This window comes from Pseudomonas oryzihabitans, assembly GCF_007665395.1.
GTDB lineage: Bacteria > Pseudomonadota > Gammaproteobacteria > Pseudomonadales > Pseudomonadaceae > Chryseomonas > Chryseomonas psychrotolerans_C.
In genome coordinates, this window is record NZ_VDND01000009.1 from 75,452 (window position 1) to 99,204 (window position 23,753).

At 67.6% G+C, this 23,753-nt stretch carries 21 protein-coding genes and 1 pseudogene; 16 read left to right on the forward strand and 6 right to left on the reverse strand.

The genetic code is table 11. From position 1 onward, the window contains the following. Window positions 1-12 precede the first annotated feature (12 nt). Window positions 13-306, reverse strand: a pseudogene (locus tag FSV73_RS18145) (RNA polymerase-binding protein DksA); the annotation flags it as partial. Window positions 307-497: 191 nt separating this feature from the next. Here FSV73_RS18145 and FSV73_RS18150 point away from each other — a divergent pair. From FSV73_RS18150 to otnI, 6 genes are all read left to right on the forward strand, one after another. Continuing rightward, the gene (locus tag FSV73_RS18150) at window positions 498-1,202 is read left to right on the forward strand and encodes a FadR/GntR family transcriptional regulator (RefSeq protein ID WP_145009377.1); all 705 of its coding nucleotides are present in this window, start codon (window positions 498-500) and stop codon (window positions 1,200-1,202) included. A 22-nt stretch (window positions 1,203-1,224) separates the two neighbouring features. Continuing rightward, window positions 1,225-2,118 (forward strand): L-threonate dehydrogenase, encoded by an 894-nt coding sequence (gene ltnD, locus FSV73_RS18155; RefSeq protein ID WP_115946413.1) that lies wholly within the window; start codon window positions 1,225-1,227, stop codon window positions 2,116-2,118. Between the two features lie 5 nt (window positions 2,119-2,123). Further along, the gene (otnK, locus tag FSV73_RS18160; protein ID WP_145009380.1) at window positions 2,124-3,419 is read left to right on the forward strand and encodes a 3-oxo-tetronate kinase; all 1,296 of its coding nucleotides are present in this window, start codon (window positions 2,124-2,126) and stop codon (window positions 3,417-3,419) included. Then, a complete protein-coding gene (otnC, locus tag FSV73_RS18165; protein WP_145009383.1) occupies window positions 3,416-4,054 on the forward strand; it encodes a 3-oxo-tetronate 4-phosphate decarboxylase in 639 nt (212 codons plus the stop codon). The genes otnK and otnC overlap by 4 nt, the downstream gene beginning before the upstream one ends. 139 nt (window positions 4,055-4,193) lie before the next feature. After that, window positions 4,194-5,654 carry a GntT/GntP/DsdX family permease gene (locus FSV73_RS18170; RefSeq protein ID WP_145009386.1) on the forward strand — a complete coding sequence of 487 codons (1,461 nt, stop codon included), beginning with the start codon at window positions 4,194-4,196 and terminating at the stop codon, window positions 5,652-5,654. A gap of 14 nt (window positions 5,655-5,668) precedes the next feature. Further along, window positions 5,669-6,448 (forward strand): 2-oxo-tetronate isomerase, encoded by a 780-nt coding sequence (gene otnI, locus FSV73_RS18175; RefSeq protein ID WP_145009390.1) that lies wholly within the window; start codon window positions 5,669-5,671, stop codon window positions 6,446-6,448. A 317-nt stretch (window positions 6,449-6,765) separates the two neighbouring features. Here the strand turns inward: otnI and FSV73_RS18180 are convergent, their stop codons facing one another. After that, the gene (locus tag FSV73_RS18180; RefSeq protein WP_145009393.1) at window positions 6,766-7,317 is read right to left on the reverse strand and encodes a sugar ABC transporter ATPase; all 552 of its coding nucleotides are present in this window, start codon (window positions 7,315-7,317) and stop codon (window positions 6,766-6,768) included. 102 nt (window positions 7,318-7,419) lie between these two features. Here FSV73_RS18180 and xseA point away from each other — a divergent pair, with 102 nt between their 5' ends. After that, window positions 7,420-8,799, forward strand: a complete 1,380-nt coding sequence (gene xseA, locus FSV73_RS18185) for an exodeoxyribonuclease VII large subunit (RefSeq protein ID WP_145009396.1) — start codon at window positions 7,420-7,422, stop codon at window positions 8,797-8,799. Window positions 8,800-8,871: 72 nt separating this feature from the next. After that, window positions 8,872-9,903, forward strand: coding sequence for a purine-nucleoside phosphorylase (locus FSV73_RS18190; RefSeq protein WP_145009399.1), 1,032 nt, complete (start codon window positions 8,872-8,874; stop codon window positions 9,901-9,903). Between the two features lie 162 nt (window positions 9,904-10,065). Here the strand turns inward: FSV73_RS18190 and FSV73_RS18195 are convergent, their stop codons facing one another. Continuing rightward, window positions 10,066-10,323: a hypothetical protein gene (locus tag FSV73_RS18195; RefSeq protein WP_145009402.1), complete on the reverse strand. Its 258-nt coding sequence runs from the start codon at window positions 10,321-10,323 to the stop codon at window positions 10,066-10,068. Between the two features lie 164 nt (window positions 10,324-10,487). On the opposite strand from FSV73_RS18195, the gene FSV73_RS18200 reads away from it, so the two are divergent. The 3 genes from FSV73_RS18200 to FSV73_RS18210 all read left to right on the forward strand — a co-directional run bounded on the left by FSV73_RS18200 (window position 10,488) and on the right by FSV73_RS18210 (window position 12,797). Continuing rightward, complete coding sequence (locus tag FSV73_RS18200; protein WP_145009405.1) at window positions 10,488-11,591, forward strand: L-dopachrome tautomerase-related protein; 1,104 nt, start codon at window positions 10,488-10,490, stop codon at window positions 11,589-11,591. A 77-nt stretch (window positions 11,592-11,668) separates the two neighbouring features. Then, window positions 11,669-12,490 (forward strand): peptidoglycan DD-metalloendopeptidase family protein, encoded by an 822-nt coding sequence (locus tag FSV73_RS18205; protein ID WP_145009408.1) that lies wholly within the window; start codon window positions 11,669-11,671, stop codon window positions 12,488-12,490. 100 nt (window positions 12,491-12,590) lie between these two features. Continuing rightward, window positions 12,591-12,797, forward strand: a complete 207-nt coding sequence (locus tag FSV73_RS18210; RefSeq protein ID WP_145009411.1) for a hypothetical protein — start codon at window positions 12,591-12,593, stop codon at window positions 12,795-12,797. Window positions 12,798-12,801: 4 nt separating this feature from the next. Here the strand turns inward: FSV73_RS18210 and FSV73_RS18215 are convergent, their stop codons facing one another. Then, complete coding sequence (locus tag FSV73_RS18215) at window positions 12,802-13,356, reverse strand: DUF488 domain-containing protein (protein ID WP_145009414.1); 555 nt, start codon at window positions 13,354-13,356, stop codon at window positions 12,802-12,804. A gap of 6 nt (window positions 13,357-13,362) precedes the next feature. Beyond that, entirely contained in the window at window positions 13,363-13,752 is a 390-nt protein-coding gene (locus tag FSV73_RS18220) for a DUF6491 family protein (protein WP_222119457.1), read from the reverse strand. A gap of 185 nt (window positions 13,753-13,937) precedes the next feature. Between FSV73_RS18220 and FSV73_RS18225 the strand changes: the two genes are divergently transcribed. Both FSV73_RS18225 and FSV73_RS18230 read left to right on the forward strand, forming a co-directional pair. Beyond that, complete coding sequence (locus tag FSV73_RS18225; RefSeq protein ID WP_145009417.1) at window positions 13,938-15,218, forward strand: mechanosensitive ion channel family protein; 1,281 nt, start codon at window positions 13,938-13,940, stop codon at window positions 15,216-15,218. Between the two features lie 28 nt (window positions 15,219-15,246). Next, window positions 15,247-15,915, forward strand: a complete 669-nt coding sequence (locus FSV73_RS18230; RefSeq protein ID WP_145009419.1) for a glutathione S-transferase family protein — start codon at window positions 15,247-15,249, stop codon at window positions 15,913-15,915. Between the two features lie 486 nt (window positions 15,916-16,401). Here FSV73_RS18230 and FSV73_RS18235 read toward each other — a convergent pair whose 3' ends face one another. Then, window positions 16,402-16,833 carry a DUF4174 domain-containing protein gene (locus FSV73_RS18235; protein ID WP_145009422.1) on the reverse strand — a complete coding sequence of 144 codons (432 nt, stop codon included), beginning with the start codon at window positions 16,831-16,833 and terminating at the stop codon, window positions 16,402-16,404. A gap of 361 nt (window positions 16,834-17,194) precedes the next feature. Here FSV73_RS18235 and leuA point away from each other — a divergent pair, with 361 nt between their 5' ends. The 3 genes from leuA (at window position 17,195) to FSV73_RS18250 (ending at window position 23,317) form a co-directional block, all read left to right on the forward strand. After that, window positions 17,195-18,865 carry a 2-isopropylmalate synthase gene (gene leuA, locus FSV73_RS18240; RefSeq protein ID WP_145009425.1) on the forward strand — a complete coding sequence of 557 codons (1,671 nt, stop codon included), beginning with the start codon at window positions 17,195-17,197 and terminating at the stop codon, window positions 18,863-18,865. A 141-nt stretch (window positions 18,866-19,006) separates the two neighbouring features. Beyond that, window positions 19,007-22,312, forward strand: a complete 3,306-nt coding sequence (locus tag FSV73_RS18245; RefSeq protein WP_145009428.1) for an EAL domain-containing protein — start codon at window positions 19,007-19,009, stop codon at window positions 22,310-22,312. A 54-nt stretch (window positions 22,313-22,366) separates the two neighbouring features. Beyond that, window positions 22,367-23,317: an aldo/keto reductase gene (locus FSV73_RS18250; protein WP_145009430.1), complete on the forward strand. Its 951-nt coding sequence runs from the start codon at window positions 22,367-22,369 to the stop codon at window positions 23,315-23,317. The last annotated feature ends 436 nt before the right edge of the window (window positions 23,318-23,753 follow it).

Consider the following 23,753-nt stretch of genomic DNA (forward strand, 5'->3'; position numbering starts at 1 on the left):
GTGTTAGGGGTGCTCGGCGCACCAGCCGTAGTCCTCGCGAGCCAGGCGCTCCAAGGCCTCGTCGATCTTGTCCAGCAGCTTCTTCTCCCGCTCCAGCTGGCGCAGTTGCCATTGGCGCTGTTGCTCGGCGTTGCCGACGTCGGCCGGATCGCCGTGGGCGTCCACGGCACGCAAGTCCTCCACCTGCTCATCGATCAGCCGCTGCAGATCACCGCGCTGGGCCAGCAGCAAGGCGCGGAAGAAGCCCCGCTGGGCCTCGTTCATGTAGTTCACATCGGGTTGGCCAAGGAGTTCTTCAGGGGTCATGGGCAGTTCTCCACCAGCAGATGTTATATTATAACACTTCCCGTCCGCTCTGGCTCGCTTCTGCCACCCGTAGAACCCGTCACAAAAATTCCGTAGTGCTTCCACCAAAACCACTACACAAAGCCAAAAGCCTATGCGACAGTAACGTCACAACCTGTATGACAACCTTACAACCAGATAAGCAGGTCTCCATGTTTGCCAAGGTTCCCGCCAACGTCCTGAGCGACAACGTCGCCCAGCAACTGCTGGACAAGATCGAAGCCGGCGTCTTCGCCCCCGGCAGCAAGATCCCCAGCGAGGCCCTGCTCTCCGAAGCCTTCGGGGTCAGCCGCACCGTGGTGCGCGAAGCCATCTCGCGACTGAAGAACGAAGGCGTGCTGCAGCCCCAGCAGGGTCGCGGCATCTTCGTCACCGCCCATGCCGCCATCCGCCCGCTGCGTATCGATGCCGACGAAGCCAGCCTACCCGGCAGCGTCTTCCACTTGCTCGACCTGCGCCGCGCCATCGAGGCCGAGATCGCCTCCGAAGCCGCCATCAACCGCAGCGAGACCGACCTGGTCGCCATCGACGAGGCCCTGGCCGCCATCGACGAAGACGTCGCCGACGGCCATGACGGGGTGCGCGCCGATGTGGCCTTCCATCGCACCATCGCCCAGGCCACCGGCAATCCCTACTTCATCAGGACCCTGGAATTCGTCAGCCAGTACCTGGAGACGGCCACGCGCATCACCCGCACCAACGAGGCGCGGCGCGAGGACTTTTCCCGCCAGGTGCACGAAGAACACCAGGCCATCGTCGCCGCCATTCGCCTCGGCGATCCCCTGGCCGCCGCCAACGCCGCCCGCCAGCACATCTACAACGCCGCCCGCCGTCTACGGCAGGCTGGCTTCGCCTGAGCTTTTTACGGAGAACAACAAGATGCAAGACAACGTCGGTGTCATCGGCCTCGGGGCCATGGGTCTGGGCGTCGCCCGTTCGCTGCTGCGCGCGGGCTTCGCCGTGCATGCCTGTGACGTGCGCGCCAGCGTGCTGGAAGCCTTCGCCAGCGAAGGCGGCGTGGCCTGCACCTCGCCTGCGGCCCTGGCCGACAGCTGCGACATCCTCATCACCGTGGTGGTCAACGCCGAGCAGACCGAAGCCGTGCTGTTCGGTGAAGGCGGCGCCGTCTCTGCCCTGCGTCCGGGCAGCCTGGTGATCGCCTGCGCCACCGTGGCGCCGGCCTATGCCGTCGAGCTGGGCGAGCGCCTGGCCGAGCGCGGCATCCTGCTGCTCGACGCCCCGCTGTCCGGTGGCGCGGCCAAGGCCGCCAGCGGCGAGATGACCATGATGACCTCCGGTACCGCGGAAGCCTATGCCAAGGGCGAGGCGGTCCTGGCCGCCATGGCTGGCAAGGTCTATCGCTTGGGCGATGCGCCTGGCCAGGGTTCCAAGGTCAAGATCATCAACCAGCTGTTGGCCGGGGTGCATATTGCCGCCTCCGCCGAGGCCATGGCCCTGGGCCTGCGCGAAGGCGTCGATCCAGAGGCCCTCTACGAGGTAATCACCCACAGCGCCGGCAATTCCTGGATGTTCGAGAATCGCGTGCCGCACATCCTCAAGGCCGACTACACCCCGCTGTCCGCCGTGGACATCTTCGTCAAGGACCTGGGCCTGGTGCTGGATACCGCGCGCACCTCGAAATTCCCGCTGCCGCTGTCGGCCACCGCCCACCAGATGTTCATGCAGGCCTCCACCGCCGGCTACGGTCGTGAAGACGATTCGGCCGTGATCAAGATCTTCCCGGGCATCGAGCTGCCCAAGGCCGCGGAGTGAAACCCATGAGCGCGACCGAGACCCGCCCGCTGCTGGGCTGCATCGCCGACGACTTCACCGGCGCCACCGATCTCGCCAACATGCTGGTGCGCGGCGGCATGCGCACCGTGCAGGTGATCGGCGTACCCGCGGCGGATGCCGAACTGGAAGCCGCCGACGCTGTGGTAGTGGCCTTGAAATCCCGCACCACCCCGGCCGCCGAGGCGGTGAGCGAATCCCTGGCCGCCCTCGCCTGGCTGCGCCAGCGCGGTTGCCGGCAATTCTTCTTCAAGTACTGCTCCACCTTCGACTCCACCGCGGAAGGCAACATCGGCCCGGTGGCCGAGGCCCTGCAGCAGGCGCTGGACTGCGACTTCACCCTGGCCTGCCCGGCCTTCCCGGAGACCGGGCGTACCCTGTTCCGCGGCCATCTGTTCGTCCAGGACCAGCTGCTCAGCGAGTCCGGCATGCAGCACCACCCGCTGACGCCCATGGGCGACTCCAATCTGGTGCGGGTGCTGCAAGCCCAGAGCCGCGGCAAGGTGGGTCTGCTGCGCTACGACCAGGTCGCCAAGGGCCCTGAAGCCGTACGCGCGGCCATCGCCGCACTGCGCGAGTCGGGTCATCGCCTGGCCATCGCCGATGCCCTGTCCGATGCCGATCTGCATACCCTGGGCGCGGCCTGTGCCGAGCTGCCCCTGGTGACCGGTGGTTCGGGCATCGCCCAGGGCCTGCCGGAGAATTTCCGCCGCGCCGGCCTGTTGCAGGCGCACGATGCCGCCGCCCTGGAGCTGCCCGCCGCCGGTGGCGAAGCCGTGCTGGCCGGCAGCGCCTCCCAGGCGACCAATGGCCAGGTCGCCGCCTGGCTGGAAGCCGGTCGCCCGGCCCTGCGCCTGGATCCGCTGGCGCTGGCCCAGGGTGACGACAGTATCGACGCCGCCCTCGCCTGGGCGCGCGAGCAGGGCCAGGCCGTGCTGATCTATGCCACCAGCCCCGCCGACGAGGTCAAGGCCATTCAGCGCGAGCTGGGCGTAGCACGCGCCGGTGAGCTGGTGGAACGTGCGCTCGGCCTGATCGCCCGCGGCCTGTTCGACGGCGGCGTGCGCCGCCTGGTGGTGGCCGGTGGCGAGACCTCCGGCGCCGTGGTCCAGGCGCTGGGCGTGCGGAGCCTGCGCATCGGCGCCCAGATCGATCCGGGCGTGCCGGCGACCCTCGGCCAGGTACAGGGCGAACCCCTGGCCCTGGCGCTCAAGTCCGGCAACTTCGGCAGTCGCGACTTCTTTGCCAAGGCCCTGCGCCAGCTGGCAGGAGAACAGCCATGAGCGCCGAAGCCCGGCTACGCGAAGAGATCTGCACCGTCGGTGCCAGCCTCTATGCCCGCGGCTACACCGTGGGCAGCGCTGGCAACATCAGTGCCCGCCTGGAAGACGGCTGGCTGATTACCCCCACCGATGCCTGCCTCGGTCGCCTGGATCCGGCGGCCATCGCCAAGGTCGGCCTGAACGGCGACTGGGTCTCCGGCGACAAGCCGTCCAAGACCCTGGCCCTGCATCGCCAGGTCTACGACCGCAATCCCGGCGTGGGTGGCGTGGTGCATACCCACTCCACCCATTTGGTGGCCCTGACCCTGGCCGGCGTCTGGCGCCCGGACGACATCCTGCCGCCGATCACGCCCTACCAGGTGATGAAGGTCGGTCATATCCCGCTGATTCCCTATGCCCGACCCGGCGCCGCCAGCGTTGCCGAGCAGGTGGCGCAACTGGCCAACCAGGTCCGCGGGGTGATGCTCGAACGCCTCGGTCCGGTGGTCTGGGAGAGCAGCGTGAGCAAGGCCAGCTTCGCCCTGGAGGAGCTGGAAGAAACCGCGCGGCTGTGGCTGCTGACCGAGCCGCGCCCCGCGCCGCTCGATGCCGCTGCCCTGGCCGAACTGGCGGAGACCTTCGGCGCCGTCTGGTGACCTGAAGCCCGCCCCCTGAAATACCCGCCCACGATGGCCGCCTTTGGCCGTCGCGGGAGCGGCTTGCCCTGAACAACAACAATAGCGAGGAAAGTGCCATGTCCCACGTCGTCAGCCTCACCCGCCCGGAGTCCCGTTCATGAGTCCGTTGCTGCTGGTCCTCATCGCCGCGGCGGGCATCGCCCTGCTGCTGTTCCTGGTTCTCAAGTACAAGTTCCAGCCCTTCGTGGCGCTGATGCTGGTGAGCATCCTGGTGGCCCTGGCCGCCGGGGTGGAGCCGTCCAAGCTGGTCGCCACCATCGAAGGCGGCATGGGCAAGATCCTCGGCCACATCGCCATCATCATCGCCCTGGGCGCCATGATCGGCCGCATCATCGAACTCTCCGGTGGCGCCGAGGCGCTGGCCAAGACGCTGATCGAGCGCTTCGGCAACCGACGCACGCCGCTGGCCCTGACCCTGGCCGGCTTCCTGGTCGGCATCCCGGTGTTCTTCGAGGTGGGGGTAATCGTGCTGATGCCGCTGGCCTATGGCATCGCCCGCACCGCGCGCAAGCCGCTGATCGTCTTCGCCCTGCCGATGTGCGCCACCATGCTCACCGTGCACGCCATGCTGCCGCCCCATCCGGGCGCCGTGGCCGCCGCCGGCCAGCTGGGCGCCGACCTGGGTCGGGTGCTGCTGTTCGGCCTGCCGATCACCGCCGTGCTGGCGCTGGTCGGCTGGTGGATCGCCGGGCGCATGACCCGCCGCCACTACCCCATGACCGACGACATCCGCACCGACGTCTACGGCGCTCAGATCACCGATACCCACCTGCAGCAATGGGGCCGCGGCCAGGACATGGCCCCGGGCCTGCCCAGCCTCGGCGCCGCCGCGGTCCAGGTCGACGAAACCCCGGCCGGCATCGCCGCCGGTCTGCCGCCCGCCCCGGCCCCCGGCTTTGGCCTGGTGGTGACCCTGATCCTGCTGCCCATCGTGCTGATCCTGCTGGGCACCCTGGCCACCAGCTGGCTGCCCGCCGGCAACCTGCTGCGCGATATCCTGACCGTGGTCGGCGCGCCCCTGGTGGCCCTGCTGATCGACACCCTGCTCTGTGCCTATGTGCTGGGCTTCCGCCGCGGCTGGTCGCGGGAGCAGGTCTCGGAGGTCATCGGCTCGGCGCTGCCCGGCGTGGCCATGGTCATCCTCATCGCCGGTGCCGGCGGCGTCTTCGGCAAGGTGCTGGTGGATACCGGCATCGGCGCGGTGGTCTCGGAACTGCTGCGCGCCACCGGCCTGCCGGTACTGGCTTTGGGCTTCGTGCTGACCCTGCTGCTGCGCGCGGTACAGGGCTCCACCACCGTAGCCCTGGTCACCACCGCCGGCATCCTCGGCCCGCTGATCGCCACCCTGGACCTCTCGGCCAACCACATGGCGCTGCTGTGCCTGGCCATGGGCGCGGGCGGCCTTGCGGTGTCGCACATCAACGACGCCGGCTACTGGATCTTCACCAAGCTGGTCGGCCTGAGCGTCGCCGACGGCTTGCGTACCTGGACCGTCTTGACCACGCTGCTGGGGTGCCTCGGTTTCGCCATCACCCTGCTGCTCTGGCCCTTCGTCTGACTTAGGAAATCGCCATGCCCCGTTTCGCCGCCAACCTCAGCATGCTCTATCCCGAGCAGGCCTTCCTCGACCGCTTCGCCGCCGCCGCGGCGGATGGCTTCCAGGCCGTGGAATACCTCTTTCCCTATGAGCACTCCGCCGCCGAGATCAAGGCCCGCCTGGACGCCGCCGGCTTGACCCAGGTGCTGTTCAACGCGCCGCCCGGTGACTGGACGGCCGGCGAACGCGGCCTGGCCGCCCTGCCCGGTCGCGAGGCCGAGTGCCGCGCCGGCATCGACCGCGCCCTGGAGTACGCCGCGGTGCTGGGCAATCGCCTGGTGCATGTGATGGCCGGCCTGCTGCCCGCCGGGGTCGACCGGGCCAGCGCCCGCGACACCTACCTGGGCAACCTGGCCTACGCTGCCGAGCAGGCGGCCAAGGCCGGGGTGACGATCCTCATCGAGCCGATCAATCCGCGCGACATGCCCGGCTACTTCCTCAACCGCCAGGACGACGCCCAGGCCATCCGCCAGGCCATCGGCGCCAGCAACCTCAAGGTGCAGTTCGACTGCTACCACTGCCAGATCGTCGAGGGCGACGTCAGCAAGACCTTCGAGCGGGACTTCGCCGGCATCGGCCACGTGCAGATCGCCGGGGTGCCCGACCGCCACGAACCGGACCTGGGCGAGCTGCATTACCCCTACCTGTTCGAACGCTTCGACGCCCTCGGCTACGACGGCTGGATCGGCTGCGAGTATCGTCCGCGCGGCGATACCTCGGCGGGGCTGGAGTGGTTGCGCAAGCTGCAGGCGTAAGCCCAACAGATCCAGGCCTGACCTTGGCCCTGTTGGGCTTCGACGAAAGAGCCGTCTCAACCCAACCTACCCTCTCCCGTAGGTTGGGCTGAGCAACGCGAAGCCCAACACCGCGCACGTCCAGCAGCGTGCCCCTGTTGGGCTTCGACGAACCTACCACCAAGCACCGTGCCCGGTGGAAAGCGCTACGCGGTTTTCCACGCTACGGATCTATCCCTCTATCGCGGCCATGCCGGTGCGCCGTAGCGACCGCTCCTACAGCAACATCAGCCCTGTAGGAGCGGCCCATGGCCGCGATGAAGCCTCCAAGGAAACCCCTACACCTCCACCACCGCCAACGGCTGCCCCAGCCGCCTCCGGAATTCTTCCAAGAACGCCGGAGCGAAGGCCCGCGCTGGCCAGTGGTGGAAGATGAAGCCCAGGTCGGAAAAGGCGCAGGGCTGGGGAAAATCGAAGCCGTTGATGTCGTCTTCGTGATCGCATTCCGGGCAGGTGAAGTTGTCGCTTTCCGCCGGCATCCACACCTCCAGGTGCTCGAACAGCGCCTCGCCGATCTCGCGGCGGCAGGCGGGGCAGCGGGCGCGGCCTTCGAAGCCGTCCAGCGGGGTGAAGATGCAGCGCTCGGTGACGATCTCCAGACCGCCATCGGCATAGTCGCGCGGATCGTCCATGCCCGGCGCCAGGCGCAGCACCTCGGTCAGTCGCGGCCCCGGCGCATGGCCACGCCGCCCGCGACTGGGCAGGCAGGGCGAGGCCTCGGCCCTGACCACGCCCGAGGCGGCGAGCCAGCCGAGAATCTCCACCGCGGTGCGCTCCCCTCGCGGATGGCTGGAGATACGAGGAGCGAGGATGGTCTGGCGCAGGGTCATGGAACCTAGGTCTCGAAGAACGGGGCGCGCAGCTTAATCCGCTGCTCGCCGCGCGCCCAGAGCTGCTAAGGTGAGGCCGACGAAAGCCACAGAAAGCGCCCCATGTTCAAGGATCCCTTTGCCCGCCTCGGCCTCGACCGCGAGGTGCTCAGCGTCAGCCAGCTCAACAGCCGCGCCCGGGTGCTGCTGGAAGACGTCTTCGCCCAGGTCTGGGTCGAGGGCGAGATCTCCAACCTGGCCAAGCCCGCCTCGGGCCACCTCTATTTCACCCTCAAGGACGGCCAGGCCCAGGTGCGTTGCGCCCTGTTCCGCCAGCACGCCAGCCGGGTGCGCCAGGCACTGCGCGACGGCCTGGCGGTCAAGGTGCGCGGCAAGGTCTCGCTGTTCGAGGGCCGCGGCGACTACCAGCTGATCCTCGACAGCGTCGAGCCGGCCGGCGACGGTGCCCTGCGCCTGGCCTTCGAGGCGCTCAAGGAGCGGCTGGCCGCCGAGGGCCTGTTCGCCGCCGAACGCAAGCGCGCCTTGCCGGCCCATCCGCAGCGCATCGGCATCGTCTCCTCGCCGACCGGTGCGGTGATCCGCGACATCATCAGCGTGTTCAGGAGACGCGCGCCCCAGGTGGAGCTGACCCTGATCCCCACCGCCGTACAGGGCCGCGAGGCCACCGCCCAGATCGTCCGTGCCCTGCAGCTGGCCGATCGCCAGGGCTTCGATGCGCTGATCCTGGCCCGCGGCGGCGGCTCCCTGGAAGACCTCTGGTGTTTCAACGAAGAACCCGTGGCCCGCGCCCTGGCCGCCTGCCAGACCCCGGTGGTGAGCGCCGTGGGCCACGAGACCGATGTTTCCATCGCCGACTTCGTCGCCGATGTGCGCGCCCCGACCCCGTCGGCGGCGGCTGAATTGCTGGCGCCCCACAGCGCGGATCTACGCCAGCGGCTGGACGGCCTGCAGCGCCAGCTGCTGCTGCGCATGCGCGAGCGCCTGGCCCGCGAGCGCCTGCGCCTGGAAGCCTGCAGTCGCCGCCTGCGCCATCCCGGCGAACGGCTGCGCCAGCAGGCCCAGCGCCTGGACGACCTGGACCTGCGCCTGCGCCGCGCCTATGTCATCGCCCAGAATCGCCGCCGCGATCGCCTGGCTCACCTGGAGACCCGCCTCGCCGGCCAACACCCCGGACGCCAGCTGGCGCAGCTGCGCCAACGGCTGGAGCTATTGGCCGAGCAATTGCCACGGGTCATGCAGCGGCAGTTGAAGGAGCGCCAGCAACGCCTGGCCGGTGCGGTGCAGACGCTGCAGATCGTCAGTCCGCTGGCGACCCTGGGGCGTGGCTACAGCATCCTGCTCGACGAGCGTGGCCAGGCCGTGCGGTCCGCCGGGGAGGTCAGCAATGGGCAACGGCTCACCGCCCGGCTCGCCGAGGGCGAACTGGCGGTGCGGGTACTGGACAACCACCAGGAACCGACCACTCTGTCTCTGTTGGACTAATCGGTCCAACCCGGACCGATGGTGGCACGCATCTTGAACCCTCGGTCAGGATTTCACCTACCGAGGCTCTCCATGCACGTCCTTCTGCGCTCCTCCCTGTTGCCCCTCGCCACCACCCTGCTGGCCGGTGCCGCCCACGCCGCCGCGCCCGCACCGGTGCAGCCCAAGGTCATGATCGTGGCGATGTTCGCCCCCGAGGCCCAGACCTGGATCGATCGCCTCAAGCTCACCCGCAAGATCGCCGTGGATGGCCTCTCCGCCGACTATCCCAATGTGCTCTGCAATGAGGCACGGGTGTGCCTGATGACCACCGGAATGGGGCATACTAACGCCGCCGCCTCGACCCTGGCATTGACCCTGTCGCCCAAGCTCGACCTGCGCAAGACCTATTTCCTGGTCGCCGGCATCGCCGGGATCAGCCCCAAGGAAGGCACCCTGGGCACCACCGCCTGGGCGCGCTACCTGGTGGACTTCGGTATCCAGTGGGAACTGGATTCGCGTGACGTACCCAAGGACTGGCCGACCGGCTACCTGGGCATCAATACCCGCGGTCCGGGCGAGAAGCCGCCGCTGGACTACAAGACCGAGGTGTTCGAACTCAACGTGCGGCTGAGAGACAAGGCCTACGCCCTGTCACGTCAGGCGGAGCTGACCGAGAGTGCGGAATCCAAGGCCTGGCGCCAACGCTACGACTACGCCCCGGCCAACCAGCCGCCGGTGGTGACCCGCTGCGACACCCTGGCCGGCGACACCTGGTATTCCGGGACCCGCCTGTCCGAGCGGGCCGAGGAATGGACGCGCCTGCTCACCAATGGCGAAGGTCGCTACTGCACCACCCAGCAGGAAGACAACGCCACCTACGAGGCGCTGCTGCGCGCCAGCCGCCTGGGCAAGGTCGACCTGCAACGCCTGGCGGTGGTCCGCGCCGGTTCGGACTTCGACCGCCCGGCCAAGGGCGCCTCCGAGGTGGACAACCTGCTCGACTACGCCAAGCAGGGCGGCTTCGTCCCGGCGCTGGAGAATCTCTATCGCACCGGCAATCCGCTGGTGCGGGAGATCGTCGAACACTGGGACACCTGGCAGAAGGGCGTCCCGGCGAGCTGAGAGCCTGTTCAGCGCCTGCTGCGCGTCGGCCAGACTGCGTCGAAAAGCCCCTCGGAATGCTCAGTTACCCTGGGCAAACCCGAGCGCGGGTCCGATCCGCTTCCTCAGGCCTATTCTCCTGGTTTGGCTCCAGCTCGCGAGCTTATGAACAGGCGCTGAAGATTACTGCGCCCGCTCCGTCCCTTGCGGTGTCACCTGGGACGGATTGGCGGTGTCCGGCGCCCGTGGTGCCAGCAGGTCCTTGTGGGTCTGCTCCACCGTCCGCCCGGGCGATTGGGTAGCGGGATCGCTGCCGGGGGCACTCTTCTGCACCACCTCGCTGCGCTGGGGTGGCGGCGTTTCCGGTGGCTTGTCGCAGCCGGCGAGCAGGGCGCTCAGGGTAACCAGGGCCAGGCTGCTGGCGACTACTGGACGGGGCATGGATGTCTCCTGTTGAGGTTTCAAGGAGGACTCCCGGATTCCCACGCGCGTTCCCCGTGGAGGCACGCCCGGCCAGTCGTCGGTCCTGGCGACCTTCGCCGCGCCCGGCACAGTCGTACCTGTAGGACCGGCGTTTCCGGTCATCCTCGACAAGGAACACTGCCATGCCCAACCTCGCCCTCTCCCGCCTCGCCCTCGCCACCCTGCTGGTCCTGCCGCTGGCCCCTGCAGCCTTCGCCGCCGAGTCCAGCGCCACGCTGGAAAAGGTCGCCAGCTTCGATCACCAGGTGACCGGCGTCACCGTCAGCGAGAGCGGGCGGATCTTCGTCAACTTCCCGCGCTGGACCGAAGACAGCGAGGTCTCGGTCGCCGAGCTCAAGCCCGATGGCAGCCTGGTGCCCTATCCCGACGCGGCCTGGAACGGCTGGCGCAATGCCCAGCGCGACGCGCTGACGCCGGGCGATCGCTGGGTCTGCGTGCAATCCGTGGTGGCCGACGGCCGCGGCAGTCTCTGGGTGATCGACCCGGGCGCTCCCGCCCAGGCATTGGTGGTACCGGGCGCGCCCAAGCTGGTGAAGATCGACCTGGCCAGCAACCAGGTCAGCAAGGTCTACTCCCTGGACGAAAGCGTGGCGCCCCAGGGCAGCTACCTCAACGACGTGAGATTCAGCCCCGACGGCCGCCATGCCTATATCACCGACTCCGGTGCCCGGGGCGCCCTGGTGGTGCTGGATCTGGAGACTGGCAAGGCCCGCCGCGCCCTGGATGGCGATCCCACCACCCAGGCCGAGAAGGGCGTCAAGGTCAAGGCCGACGGCAAGCCGCTGGTACGGCCCGATGGCCGCGGCGTGGAGTTCGCCGCCGACGGCATCGCCCTCTCGCCCACTGGCGACTACCTCTACTGGCAGGCGGTCAAGGGCAACACCCTCTATCGCATCCCCACTGTCGCCCTGCAGGGCGACGACCTCGCCAGCCTGCCGGCCAAGGTGGAAAAGGTCGGCGAGAACGGGCCGGCAGACGGCTTGCTGATGGATCCCCAGGGCCGCCTCTATGTCAGCGCGGTGGAAGAGCATGCGGTCAAGGTCCGCGAGAATGGCCAGCTCACCACCCTGGTCCAGGACAAGAAGCTGAGCTGGCCGGACACCTTCGGCCGCGGTCCGGACGGTACCGTCTACGTCACGGATTCGCGCATTCCCGAGATGAGCTTCTTCGATCCCAAGCAGAAGCCGGCGCTGGAAACCGTGCTCTACAAGATCGTGCCCAACTGACGAAGCGGGCCGCCAGCGCCTTGCCCTGCGGCCTTCGCCTGCCCCAGCATGGGCGTTTTCGCTAACCGGAAGCGTCCATGTCCCGTTTGTTCGCCTTGCTCTGCTGCCTGCTGCTGACCCTCTCGGCCCACGCCGGCACCTATCTGCAACGCCTGCTGGACAAACCCGTGCCGGGTGGCGTGGCCGTGGTGCCGGTCACCGGCGAACGGGCGCCGCAGGTGCGCTACCAGGGCAAGCCGGTGCTGGTGGTCAAGGACGGCAATGGTTGGGTGGCCATCGTCGGCATCCCCCTGGGGACGGCCGCCGGCCGCCAGCAACTGGAGGTCGTCGGCGCGGCGCCCCTGGCGTTCGTCGTCGGCAACCGCCACTACGCCGAACAGCGCATCACCCTGAAGAATCAGCGCCAGGTCACCCCCAATCCCGAGGACCTCAAGAGGTTCGAGCGCGAGCTGGCCGAGCAGCAGGCCGCCTACCGGCTGTTCTCGCCGAACCAGCCGAGCAACCTGCTGCTGGACAAACCGGTGGAGGGTCCGCTGTCCAGCCCCTTCGGCCTGCGCCGCTTCTTCAACGGCCAGGAACGCAATCCCCATTCCGGCCTGGACTTCGCCGTGCCGGCCGGTACTCCGGTCAAGGCCCCCGCGGCCGGCAAGGTGGTACTGGTGGGCGACTACTTCTTCAATGGCAAGACGGTGTTCGTCGACCATGGCCAGGGTTTCATCAGCATGTTCTGCCACCTCTCGCGGATTGACGTCCAGGTCGGCCAGCAGTTGCCCCGCGGCGGCGTGGTCGGCCGCGTCGGCAGCACCGGGCGCGCTACCGGGCCGCACCTGCACTGGAACGTCAGCCTCAACGACGTGCGGGTCGACCCCAGCATCTTCATCGGCGCGTTCAAGCCCTGAGAGGAACCGCACACACCTGGTTGCAGTCCGGGGCATTGCCAGCTGTCGCGCTTCGGCTTAAAAGGGACGCCCCAGCCGCCCAGTCCCGGAATGACCCGCCATGACGCCAAAACCCCGCTTCGGCAGCGCCCTCGGCAGCATCCTGCTAGTCGCCGCGGCCTGCTATCTGCTGGTGGGCTTTTCCCAGGGCTTCGTGCTGTCGGCCTGGTCCTGGCGCACCTGGGTGGTCTACGCCGTGCTGGTCAGCGTCTATCCCATTGGCCTGTTCGCCGGCTGGTGGAAGAAGCGCGAGCCGGTCGAGCGCTGAGCGTTCAACCCCAGCCATGGCGGGCGTAGGCCCGCGCCAGTCGTTCCTCCCGCGAACTGAACAGATCGCCATCCGCCAGGCCGCTGCCGGCCAGCAGCCGATCCTCCAGTTCGGCCTGGCTTTCCAGGCGACCGTCCGGGTGGATGTGCCTCACCGCCAAGCCGCGCTGCACCAGGCAGGGCGCCACCAGCAGGCCGCGATGGCAGGTCAGCGGATCGCGCTCGGCGCACAGCAGGGCGATGCGCCAACGCGCCTGGCCCTGCTCCAGCCGCAGCAGTCCCTGCTGGAACAGCGCGCTGACGGCCAGGCGGTCGTAGCGCAGCCGACCGTCCTGGTAATGCGCCGGGTCGGGGCTGCGCGCGCCCAGCTCCGCGCCGAGGAAGACATAGGCGATCCCGGCGGCTGCCAGCCCCTCGCGCAAGGCTTCGCGGCCGTACTGTGGCACATGGCGGCTATAGGGCTGGGAGCGCACGTCGGCCACGGCGGTCACGCCCTGGGCCTGCAGCAGTTCCACATAGCGCGCCAGGGGATGATTGGAATGCCCGAGGGTGAGGATCATGGCGGCTCAGCGCAGCGGATCGAGGCGCGACAGACCGGCGATGGGGCATTCCAGCCGACTGCCACGGGCATCGGTGGAGACCAGCGCATCACCGGCCTGCAGCCCGGCGGCGCGGGAGCGATAGCCCAGGCGATTGCCCGCCGCGAGGTTGCGACAGGGCACGGCGAAATCCACCAGGTAGGCCCGGCCCAGGCCGGTCCCCAGGGCCAGGTGCCGGCTGTCCAGATAGCGCCAGCCGGAGAGATCGAAGCCGAGAATGGTCGCCACCGGCGCGCCCTGGCGATAGCCCAGTTCGGCCAGGCGGTCGTCCAGGGTCGGCGGACCGAAGGGGCGCGCCGCACAGCCGGCGAGCAGCACCAGCCCCAGGAGCGCGCAGAAACGCAAAAACACGGCCATAGGATTTTTCCACCCGACATTGAAACTTGGACCGGCCGACGGCGCCGAATACGGCAGCCCAGGCAGCAGTTGCAGCCTACCCGGTCGGCAAGGACTCAGTGTACCCTCCTGCGCCCTCGAGACCTTGGCCGGCACGGACGGGCTCGCCAATACCGCTGCCGCCGCCCCCTACCAGAGAGCACCCGATGCCCCCGGCCCTGACCACCCTCCTCGCCGACCTCGAACGCCATCCACACCTGCTCACCCTGGTCGCCTGCCTCGGCTTGCTGCTGGCCGCCTGGCTGCTCAACTGGGTCGTCAAGCGCATCCTGGTGCGTGGCTTCTATCGCCTGCTGCGCAGCACCTCCTTCGGCCAGGACCAGGAGCTCAACCACCACCGGGTCATCGGCCGCCTGGCCAACATCGTCCCCGCGCTGGTACTGGCGGGAGGCATCGAGCTGGTGCCTGGTCGCCCCGCGGCCCTGGTCACCGTGGTGCAGAACGTCTGCAGCGCCTTCATCGTGCTGACCATCGCCCTGGCCCTGGGCAGCGCCCTAAACGTGGTCAATGTGCTCTATTCACGGCGGCCCTCGGCGCGACTCAAGCCGATCAAGGGCTATGTCCAGGTCAGCAAGATCGTCATCTACGCCATCGCGGTCATCCTGATGATCGCCACCCTGATCGATCGCTCGCCGCTGATCCTGCTCTCCGGCCTCGGCGCCATGGCCGCGGTACTGCTGCTGATCTTCCAGGACACCCTGCTGTCCCTGGTGGCCAGCGTGCAGATCTCCAGCAACGACATCATCCGCGTCGGCGACTGGATCGAGATGCCCCAGCTCAATGCCGACGGCGACGTCATTGACATCGCCCTGCACACGGTCAAGGTGCAGAACTTCGACAAGACCATCACCACCATCCCCACCAAGAGATTCATCACCGATTCCTTCCGCAACTACCGTGGCATGCAGGAAGCCGGTGGCCGGCGCATCAAGCGCTCGCTCAACATCGACCAGCACAGCGTGCACTTCTTGAGCGACGCCGAGCGCGAACACCTGCACCGCTTCAACCTGCTGGACGACTACCTCACCGCCAAGGAAGAGGAACTGGCCAACTGGAATCTCAAGCTGGAAAAGCGAGGCCAGGAGCCGGTCAACACCCGCCGGGTGACCAACCTGGGGACCTTCCGCGCCTATGTGGAGCGCTACCTGCGCGCCCACCCCGGGGTACGCCATGACATGACCCTGCTGGTGCGGCAGATGCCGCTCTCCGCCGAGGGTTTGCCGGTGGAGATCTATTGCTTCACCAACACCACGGTGTGGGCGCAATATGAAGGCATCCAGGGGGACATCTTCGATCACCTGCTGGCCATCCTCCCGGAATTCGGCCTCCATGTGTTCCAGCATCCGAGCGGACGCGACTTCCGCGGGCGGCTGGAATCCCGCGAGGCCATGACCTCCCTCGGCGAACCGGGCACCCCGGCGCCCTGATCCCCAGCCCCGTGCTCAAGGAAAGACCATGATCGTCGTCCACCACCTGAACAATTCCCGCTCCCAGCGGGTGCTCTGGCTGCTCGAAGAGTTGGGCATCGACTATCGGGTGCAGCGCTACGAGCGCGCTGCCGGCGGCCTGTTCGCCCCGCCGGAATTGCGCAAGGTGCATCCGCTGGGCAAGTCGCCGGTGATCGTCGACGGCGACCTGACCCTGGCCGAATCCGGCGCCATCGTCGACTACCTGGCGCGGCGCTACGGCCCGCAACTGCTGCCGGCCCAGGACAGTCCCGAGTTCGTCCGCTACACCTACTGGCTGCACTACGCCGAAGGCTCGGCTATGACCCCGCTGCTGCTCAAGCTAGTGTTCGACCGCATCGCCACCTCGCCGATGCCCTTCTTCGCCAAGCCCATCGCCAAGGGCATCGCCGCCAAGGCCACGGCCAGCTTCATCCAGCCGCAACTGGACCTGCACCTGGACTACCTGGAAAGCCAGCTGGGCGCCAGCGGCTGGTTCGTCGGCGATGAATTCACCGCCGCCGACATCCAGCTCAGCTTCCCCCTCGAAGCCGCCAATGCCCGCGCCGGCCTGAACAACGGCAAAAGGCCCAGGCTGGTGGACTTCCTGCAACGTATCCATGCACGCCCGGCCTACCAGCGGGCACTGCAGCAGGGCGGGCCTTACGTGTACGCCTGAGGCCTTGTTGGGCTTCGCTGACGCTCAACCCAACCTACGCCCCGTCCGGATATCTCGATAAACCCCCTCTCCCCCCGGGAGAGAGTTGGGTGAGGGAAAGCTCTGCCCCGTAGCGTGGAAAACCGCGCCAGCGTTTTCCATTGGCGATCCTGCAGCGACCCGCGTGGACCAGGCTCCGCCGTTGTCCACCCTGCGCGGCATCCGGATTACCTCGGTAACCCCCTCTCCCCCTGGGAGAGGGTTGGGGTGAGGGAGAGCTCTCGCCCCGTAGCGTGGAAAACCGCGCCAGCGTTTTCCACTGGTGACCCTGAAGCGACCCGCGTGGACAAGGCTGCGCCGTTGTCCACCCTACGCGGCTGGGCTCATTAGGCTTCGCTGCGCTCAATCCAACCTACGCCGAGGCGTTCAGCCCAACCTAAGTAGCATCCGTTGACCTCGATAACCCCCCTCTCCCCCTGGGAGAGGGTTGGGGTGAGGGCAAAGCCGCTACCGCCGCATCGGCATCCGGTCGATGGTGCCGAACAGCGCCTTGAGCGACCATCCCTGCTCCTCCCGCACCTTGACCCCACCGTCCTTGCCGACCAGGTAAAGGGTGGCCGGCTGCCCGGCACGGGCATCGAGCGCCTTGAGCAGCGCCTGGGTCTCCTGCGGGCGCAACGGCCGGTCATTGCGACTGCCGGCACCGCCTACCACCGTATAGAGCACCATTTCCCGCTCGACGAAGGCTTCGCGGTTGGCCGGTTGCGCCAGTTCGGCGCGGAGCTGCGTCACCTGAGGATCGTTCGCCGTGGGCGCCACCAGGATCAGCGGCCGGGTCTTCCAGCGCTCCGCAACCAAGGGGTTGTCGGCGGCCCGGGCCGTGGCCAGCAGGCCAGCCAACAGCGCGGTCGCCACCCCGACCTGCGACAGGATCTTCATGATTACCCTCCTCCAGGACGGTTGCCCCTTTCCCTTACCTTGACCCCAAGCCGGTGCCACGGATCGCTCCGGCGATCACCGGTTACAAAAAGGCGGGCATCTGCCCATTTCAGAAACCGCCAAATATCATCCTAAAGGCGCAATAAATCACCAAGAAACGGCACCAGACGTTCAAACCTGCCAATTTTAAAAAGAACATTGCGAGCCCTACCCTCGGCGGACTAACGTAGGCGCCATGCACAACGCCCATACCCTCATCCTCCTCCGGCAGCACCGCTGCCTGCGACTGGTCAGTCCACGACTGCGAAGCTCGACCGCGCTCGCTTCGTAAGTCCCGACCACGCCCAAGGAAAGACTCGCCATGACCATGCTCAAAGATCCCTCGCAGAAGTACCGTCCTTTCACGCCCGTCGCTCTGCCCGACCGCACCTGGCCGGACAAGGTCATCGACAAGGCGCCGATCTGGCTGTCCACCGACCTGCGCGACGGCAACCAGTCGCTGATCGAGCCGATGGACGCCGAGAAGAAGATGGCCTTCTTCAAGTGCCTGGTCGCCGTGGGCCTGAAGGAGATCGAGGTGGGTTTCCCCTCCGCCTCCCAGACCGACTTCGACTTCGTCCGCGAGCTGATCGAAGGGGGTCATATCCCCGACGACGTCACCATCCAGGTGCTGACCCAGGCCCGTGACGACCTCATCGAGCGCACCTTCGAATCGCTCAAGGGTGCCAAGCGCGCCATCGTGCACTACTACAACGCCTGCGCGCCGAGCTTCCGCCGCATCGTCTTCAACCAGGACCAGGCGGGCGTCAAGGCCATCGCCGTGGCCGCCGGCCAGACCATCGTGCGCCTGGCCGCCGAGCGTCCGGAGACCCAGTGGGGCTTCGAGTACTCCCCCGAGGTGTTCAGCTCCACCGAGACCGACTTCGCCGTCGAGGTGTGCAACGCGGTGATCGCCGTGTTCCAGCCAACCCCGGCCAACAAGCTGATCCTCAACCTGCCGGCCACCATCGAGTGCGCCACGCCGAACAACTACGCGGACCAGATCGAATGGTTCGGCCGCCACATCGACCGCCGCGACAGCGTGCTGATCAGCGTCCATACCCACAACGACCGCGGCACCGGCGTGGCCGCCTCGGAACTGGCGGTGATGGCCGGCGCCGATCGCGTCGAAGGCTGCCTGTTCGGCAACGGCGAGCGCACCGGCAACGTCTGCCTGGTGACCCTGGCGCTCAACCTCTACACCCAGGGCGTCGATCCCGAGCTGGACTTCTCCGACATCGACGCCGTGCGCAAGACCGTCGAGGAATGCAACCAGTTGCCGGTGCACCCGCGCCATCCCTATGTCGGCGACCTGGTCCACACCGCCTTCTCCGGCTCCCACCAGGACGCCATCCGCAAGGGCTTCGCCCAGCAGAAGCCGGATGCGCTCTGGGAGGTGCCCTACCTGCCCATCGACCCGGCCGACATCGGTCGCGACTACGAGGCGGTCATCCGCGTCAACAGCCAGTCGGGCAAGGGTGGCATCACCTTCCTGCTGGAGCAGGAATACGGCATCAGCCTGCCGCGCCGCATGCAGATCGAATTCAGCCAGGTGGTCCAGCGCGAGACCGATCGCCTCGGTCTGGAGATGACCGCCGCCCAGATCCACGGGCTGCTCGAGCAGGAATACCTGCAGGCCAGGAGCCCCTATGCCCTGGTCAGCCACAAGCTGCGCGAGGAAGACGGCACCTCCACCGTCGACATCCAGGTGGCCGTCGACGGCCGTACCGAACACTGGCACGGCACCGGCAAGGGCCCGCTGGAAGCCCTGGTGGCCAGCCTGCCCGAGGCGGTGGAGATCATGGACTACCATGAACACTCCATCGGCGCCGGCACCAATGCCAAGGCCGCGTCCTACATCGAGATCCGCCTGGAAGGCCAGCGCCCGCTGCACGGCATCGGCATCGACGAGAACATCACCACCGCCAGCTTCCGCGCCCTGCTCAGTGCCCTGAACCGCGCGGTGACCCAGGCGCAGGCCAAGGCCGCCTGAGTCTGACGCTGGTCAAAGCAAGGGGAATGCCCGTCGGCGTTCCCTTTTTTTATGTCACCGCTGCGTCGATACTGATCGCCTCAAGGACATCCACTCCCGCCGCGCGGTCTGGCGAAGGGACCGTTCCAGTACGGACGATCAATGAAGGTATCTTCACTTCGCGTAGTACCCGCCCTGGTCAGCGCCCTGGCGCTCTGTGGCGTGTTCCTGACCGCGGCCCTGGTGTGCCTGGCGCTCGCCCGCCAGGATGCCAGCTCGGTCCCCACCCTCTGGTTACCCAATGGCCTGGCCCTGGCGTGGTTCCTGCGCAGCCAGCGCCGGCAATGGCCGCTGCTGGCCGCCGCGGTATTGGTGGCCGCCAGCCTGACCGACCTCCTGACCGGCGGCCGGCTGGTGGTCGGGCTGGGCTTCGGGCTGGCCAGCCTGGCGGAGGTCCTGCTGGGCGCGACCCTGCTGCATCGCCATAGCCTGGCGTTCGACCGCAATATCGCCGCCATGGGCCGGCTGCTGATCCAGGGCGTATTGCTGCCGCCGCTGCTGGGCGCTGCCCTGGGCACCCTGGTCTTCAGCCTCACCGGAGACACCCGGCTGCTGCCCATCGCCGTGCATTGGTACATCGGCGACGCCCTTGGCCTGCTGGTGGTGCTGCCGCTGGCCTTCCTGCCCTGGCCCCTCAGGCTGGCTGTCTTCACCCGGCATACGCCCAAGGAATTCCTGGTCCTGCTGGTGCTGAGCCCGCTGCTGGCGATCAGCATCCTCGACTATTTGCCCTACCCCTTCGTCTACCTGGCGACACTTCTGCTGGTGTTGACCATGCGCCTGACCGTGGCCGGCACGGCGCTCATCGGCGGCCTCCATATCCTCATCCTGGGCAACCTCATAGCCTACAATCACGTCATCGACCTGACCCAGGTCTCGCTGGTCGTCCAGGCCCTGACCTACATTCCCGTGGCGCTGATGCAGATTCCGCCGCTGCTGCTGGCCGCCGCTGTGCAGCAGAGCCGGCATCAGCACCAGCGCCTGCAGCGCAACCAGGCTCGCTACCGGCATGCCATGCACACCGCCCCCTATGGCATGGCGCTGCTGTCCACCGCGGGACGCCTGTCGGACGTCAATCCCGCCCTGGAAGCCATGCTCGGCTATCCACGCGGCGCCCTCGACGGCCTGCGGCTGCGCGACCTGCTCGCCAATCCCGACCTCGAACCGGACCTCGGCGAGGACGAGCGGACCCTGCAGCTGCGCCACCACCAGGGTCACGCCATCTGGGTTGCGCTGGCCTGCTCCCCCGATCACGACGACCAGGATCTGCTGTCGGGCTATCTCGTCCAGATCCGCGACATCGATGCCGAGCGGCGCGCCGACGACACCAACGCTCATCTGCGTGAGCGCCTGCAACTGGCCATTCGCGCCAGCAATGTCGGGATCTGGGAATGGGACAGTCGCAATCGGCTGTTCATCGCCGATGCCAAGGTCCACGAACTCTACGGACTGCCGGTGATCGACGGCCATCATGACCTGGAGACCTGGATCGGCGCCCTGCATCCGGACGATCGCGACGCCTCCATGACCATCTTCCGCGAGGCGATCCGCACCCTGTCCTCCTACGAACATGAATTCCGCATCGTTCGCCCGGACGGGGGGGTGCGGCGGATCCGCACCGAAGTCATCGCCATCGAGAGCAGCGATGGCCAATGCCGCATCGTCGGCAGCAATCGGGACGTCACCGAGCACCACCGCCTGACCACGGCGCTCTACGAGGAAAAGGAACGGCTGCAGGTCACCCTGGCGTCCATCGCCGATGCCGTGCTGACCACCGACGTGGACGGCCGCATCCTCTTCCTCAATCCGGTCGCCGAGCAGCTCACCGGCTGGTCGCTGGCGGATGCCCAGGGGCGCCCCCACGAAGAGATCTTCCGCATCCAGGACAGCCAGAACGACGCGATCCTGCCCAGCCCGGTGGCCCGCTGCCTGCGCGAACAGACCATCACCTCGCTGGAGGAGGGAGCCGTGCTGCTCAGTCGCCACGGCGAAAGACACGAGGTGCAGGATTCCGCCGCCCCGGTGCGCACCGTCGATGGCCGCATCATCGGCGCGGTACTGGTGTTCCAGAACGTCACCCATGCGCGCAACCTGCAGCGCGAACTGAGCTACAACGCCTCCCACGACGCCCTGACCGGGCTCTACAACCGCCTGAAGTTCGAGCAGGAACTGGACGCCGCCTGGCAGCAGGCCCAGGCGGGAACCACCCAGCACGCCCTGTGCTTCATCGACCTCGACCGTTTCAAGGTGGTCAACGATTCCGCCGGCCATGCCGCCGGCGACCTGCTGCTGCGCGAACTGGGCACCCTGCTGCGCGATTCCCTGCGCGGCTCCGACGCCGTCGCGCGGATCGGCGGCGACGAATTCGCCCTGCTGCTGCGCGATTGCGACCTGGTACAGGCCGAGGCCGTCGCCGAAAAGCTGATCGCCAGCATTGGTGCCGTCCGCTTCAACTGGCAGGACCGGGTCTATGACGTCGGCGCCAGCGCCGGCATCGTCGCCATCAACGCGGAGACCCGCAGTCCGGCCGAGCTGATGAGCCAGGCCGACGTGGCCTGCTACACCGCCAAGCACGCCGGCCGCAATCGCGCCGCCCTCTACCGGGCCGGCAGCGAAGACGTCGAGCGCCAGTACCGCGAGATCCTTATGGCCAGCGGCCTGCGCGAGGCCCTGGAGCAGCATCGCTTCGAACTGCACGCCCAGCCCATCGTCGCCACCCGCCCTACCGACCGCGACGAACAGCACGTGGAATTGCTGCTGCGCCTGCGCGACGTCCAGGGCCAGCTGATCTCGCCGGCCACCTTCATCCCGGCCGCCGAACGCTTCGGCCTGATGAGCAGCATCGACCGCTGGGTGGTGCGCCAGGTGCTGGTCGAGCTGGTGCCCTGGTTGCAGGAAAGACCCCAGCTGCACGTAGGTATCAACCTGTCGGGCAACAGCCTGAGCGATCCCGACTTCCTGCCCGAGCTGCTGGAGCTGATCGCCGCCTCGCCGCTGGATCCGCAGCGCCTGCTCTTCGAACTGACCGAAACCGCGGTGATCAACAAGCTGTCGGTGGCCTCCGCGCTCATCAGCCGGGTACGCGAGCGCGGTTGTCGCATCGCCCTGGACGACTTCGGCGCCGGCCTCAGCTCCTTCACCTACCTGAAGAATTTCCGCGTCGACTTCGTGAAGATCGACGGCAGCTTCGTCCGCAACCTCGACCAGGACCCGCTGGATCGCGCCATCGTCGAGTCCATCAATCAGGTCGCCCACCACCTGGGCGCCGAGACCATCGCCGAATTCGTCGAATCCCGCGCCACCTTCGAACTGCTCGGCACCATCGGCGTCGACTACGCCCAGGGCTACGCGCTGGGCAAGCCGATCCCGCTGAAGGACTGGCAGGGGCTGCCGCACCTCGAACCTTGAGCCCTGGCCACCGGTCGTAACCTGGGTATCTCCACCTATCTGGATGAGGATCCCATGCAAAAACGTCCCCTCGGCCATTCCGACCTGCAGGTCCCGCCGCTCTGCTTCGGCGGCAACGTCTTCGGCTGGACCCTCGACGAAGCCCAGTCCTTTCGCATGCTGGATGCCCTGCTCGACGCCGGCCTCGACTTCATCGACACCGCCGACGTCTATGCGCGCTGGGCACCCGGCAACCAGGGCGGCGAGTCCGAGGCCCTGCTCGGCAAGTGGTTCGCCCAGAGCGGCAAGCGCGACCGGGTGATCCTTGCCACCAAGTTGGGGATGGACATGGGTCAGGGCCGCAAGGGCCTCAAGGCCAGCTACGTGCAGCAGGCAGTGGAAGCCTCGCTCAAGCGCCTGCAGACCGATCACATCGACCTCTACCAGGCCCACTGCGACGACGAAGACACCCCCCTGGAGGAAACCCTGGGTGCCTTCGCCAAGCTGGTGGAACAGGGCAAGGTGCGGGTCATAGGCGCCTCCAACTATGGCGGCCAGCGCCTGCGCGAAGCGGCCCAGGTGGCCGCACGCCTGGGCGTACCGGCCTACCAGAGCCTGCAGCCCCACTACAACCTGCACGCACGCCAGGAATACGAGACCGAACTGGAATCCGCGGTCCAGGAACTCGGGCTGGGCGTCATCAGCTATTTCTCCCTGGCCAGTGGCTTCCTCACCGGCAAATACCGCACCAAGGACGACCTCAAGGGCTCGCGGGCGGAAATGGCCAAGCGCTACATGGACGAACGCGGCATGGCCATCCTCGCCGGCCTCGACGAGATCGCCGAAAAGCACGGCGCCACCCCGGGCCAGGTGGCCCTCGCCTGGCTGATCGCCCGACCGAGCATCACCGCCCCCATCGTCAGCGCTACCTCCCAGGCGCAACTCGACGAACTGGTCGCCGCGACCCAGCTGCAGCTACCGGCCGACGACATCACCCTGCTGGATCAGGTCAGCGCCTATCGCTAGGTTTCATCGCGGCCCTGGCGGGTCGCCGCTGCGGCCGCTCCTGAGCAATATCTGCTTCGTCTTATCGTGGCCATGGGCCTCTCCTACGGAACAATCCGCGTCTGTAGGAGCGGCCCATGGCCGCGATCTCGCCTAGGGACTGAACTCGGCCCTCTCTCCCTCCGGGAGAAGGCCGGGGTGAGGGCAAAGATCGCAGCGGACTCATAAGTGGAAAAGGCTGCGCCGTTTTCCACACTACGCCAGCAGACAGGGGCCTCGGTAGCTGGCAAAGCCGAGCACCTACTCGGACACCCCCTCTCCCTCCGGGAGAGGGCTGGGGTGAGGGCAAACCTCGCAGCGGATTCCCAAGCGGAAAAGGCTGCGCCGTTTTCCACGCTACGCCAGCAGACAGGGGCCTCGGTAGCTGGCAAAGCCGAGCGCCCGCTCGTATGGCCCC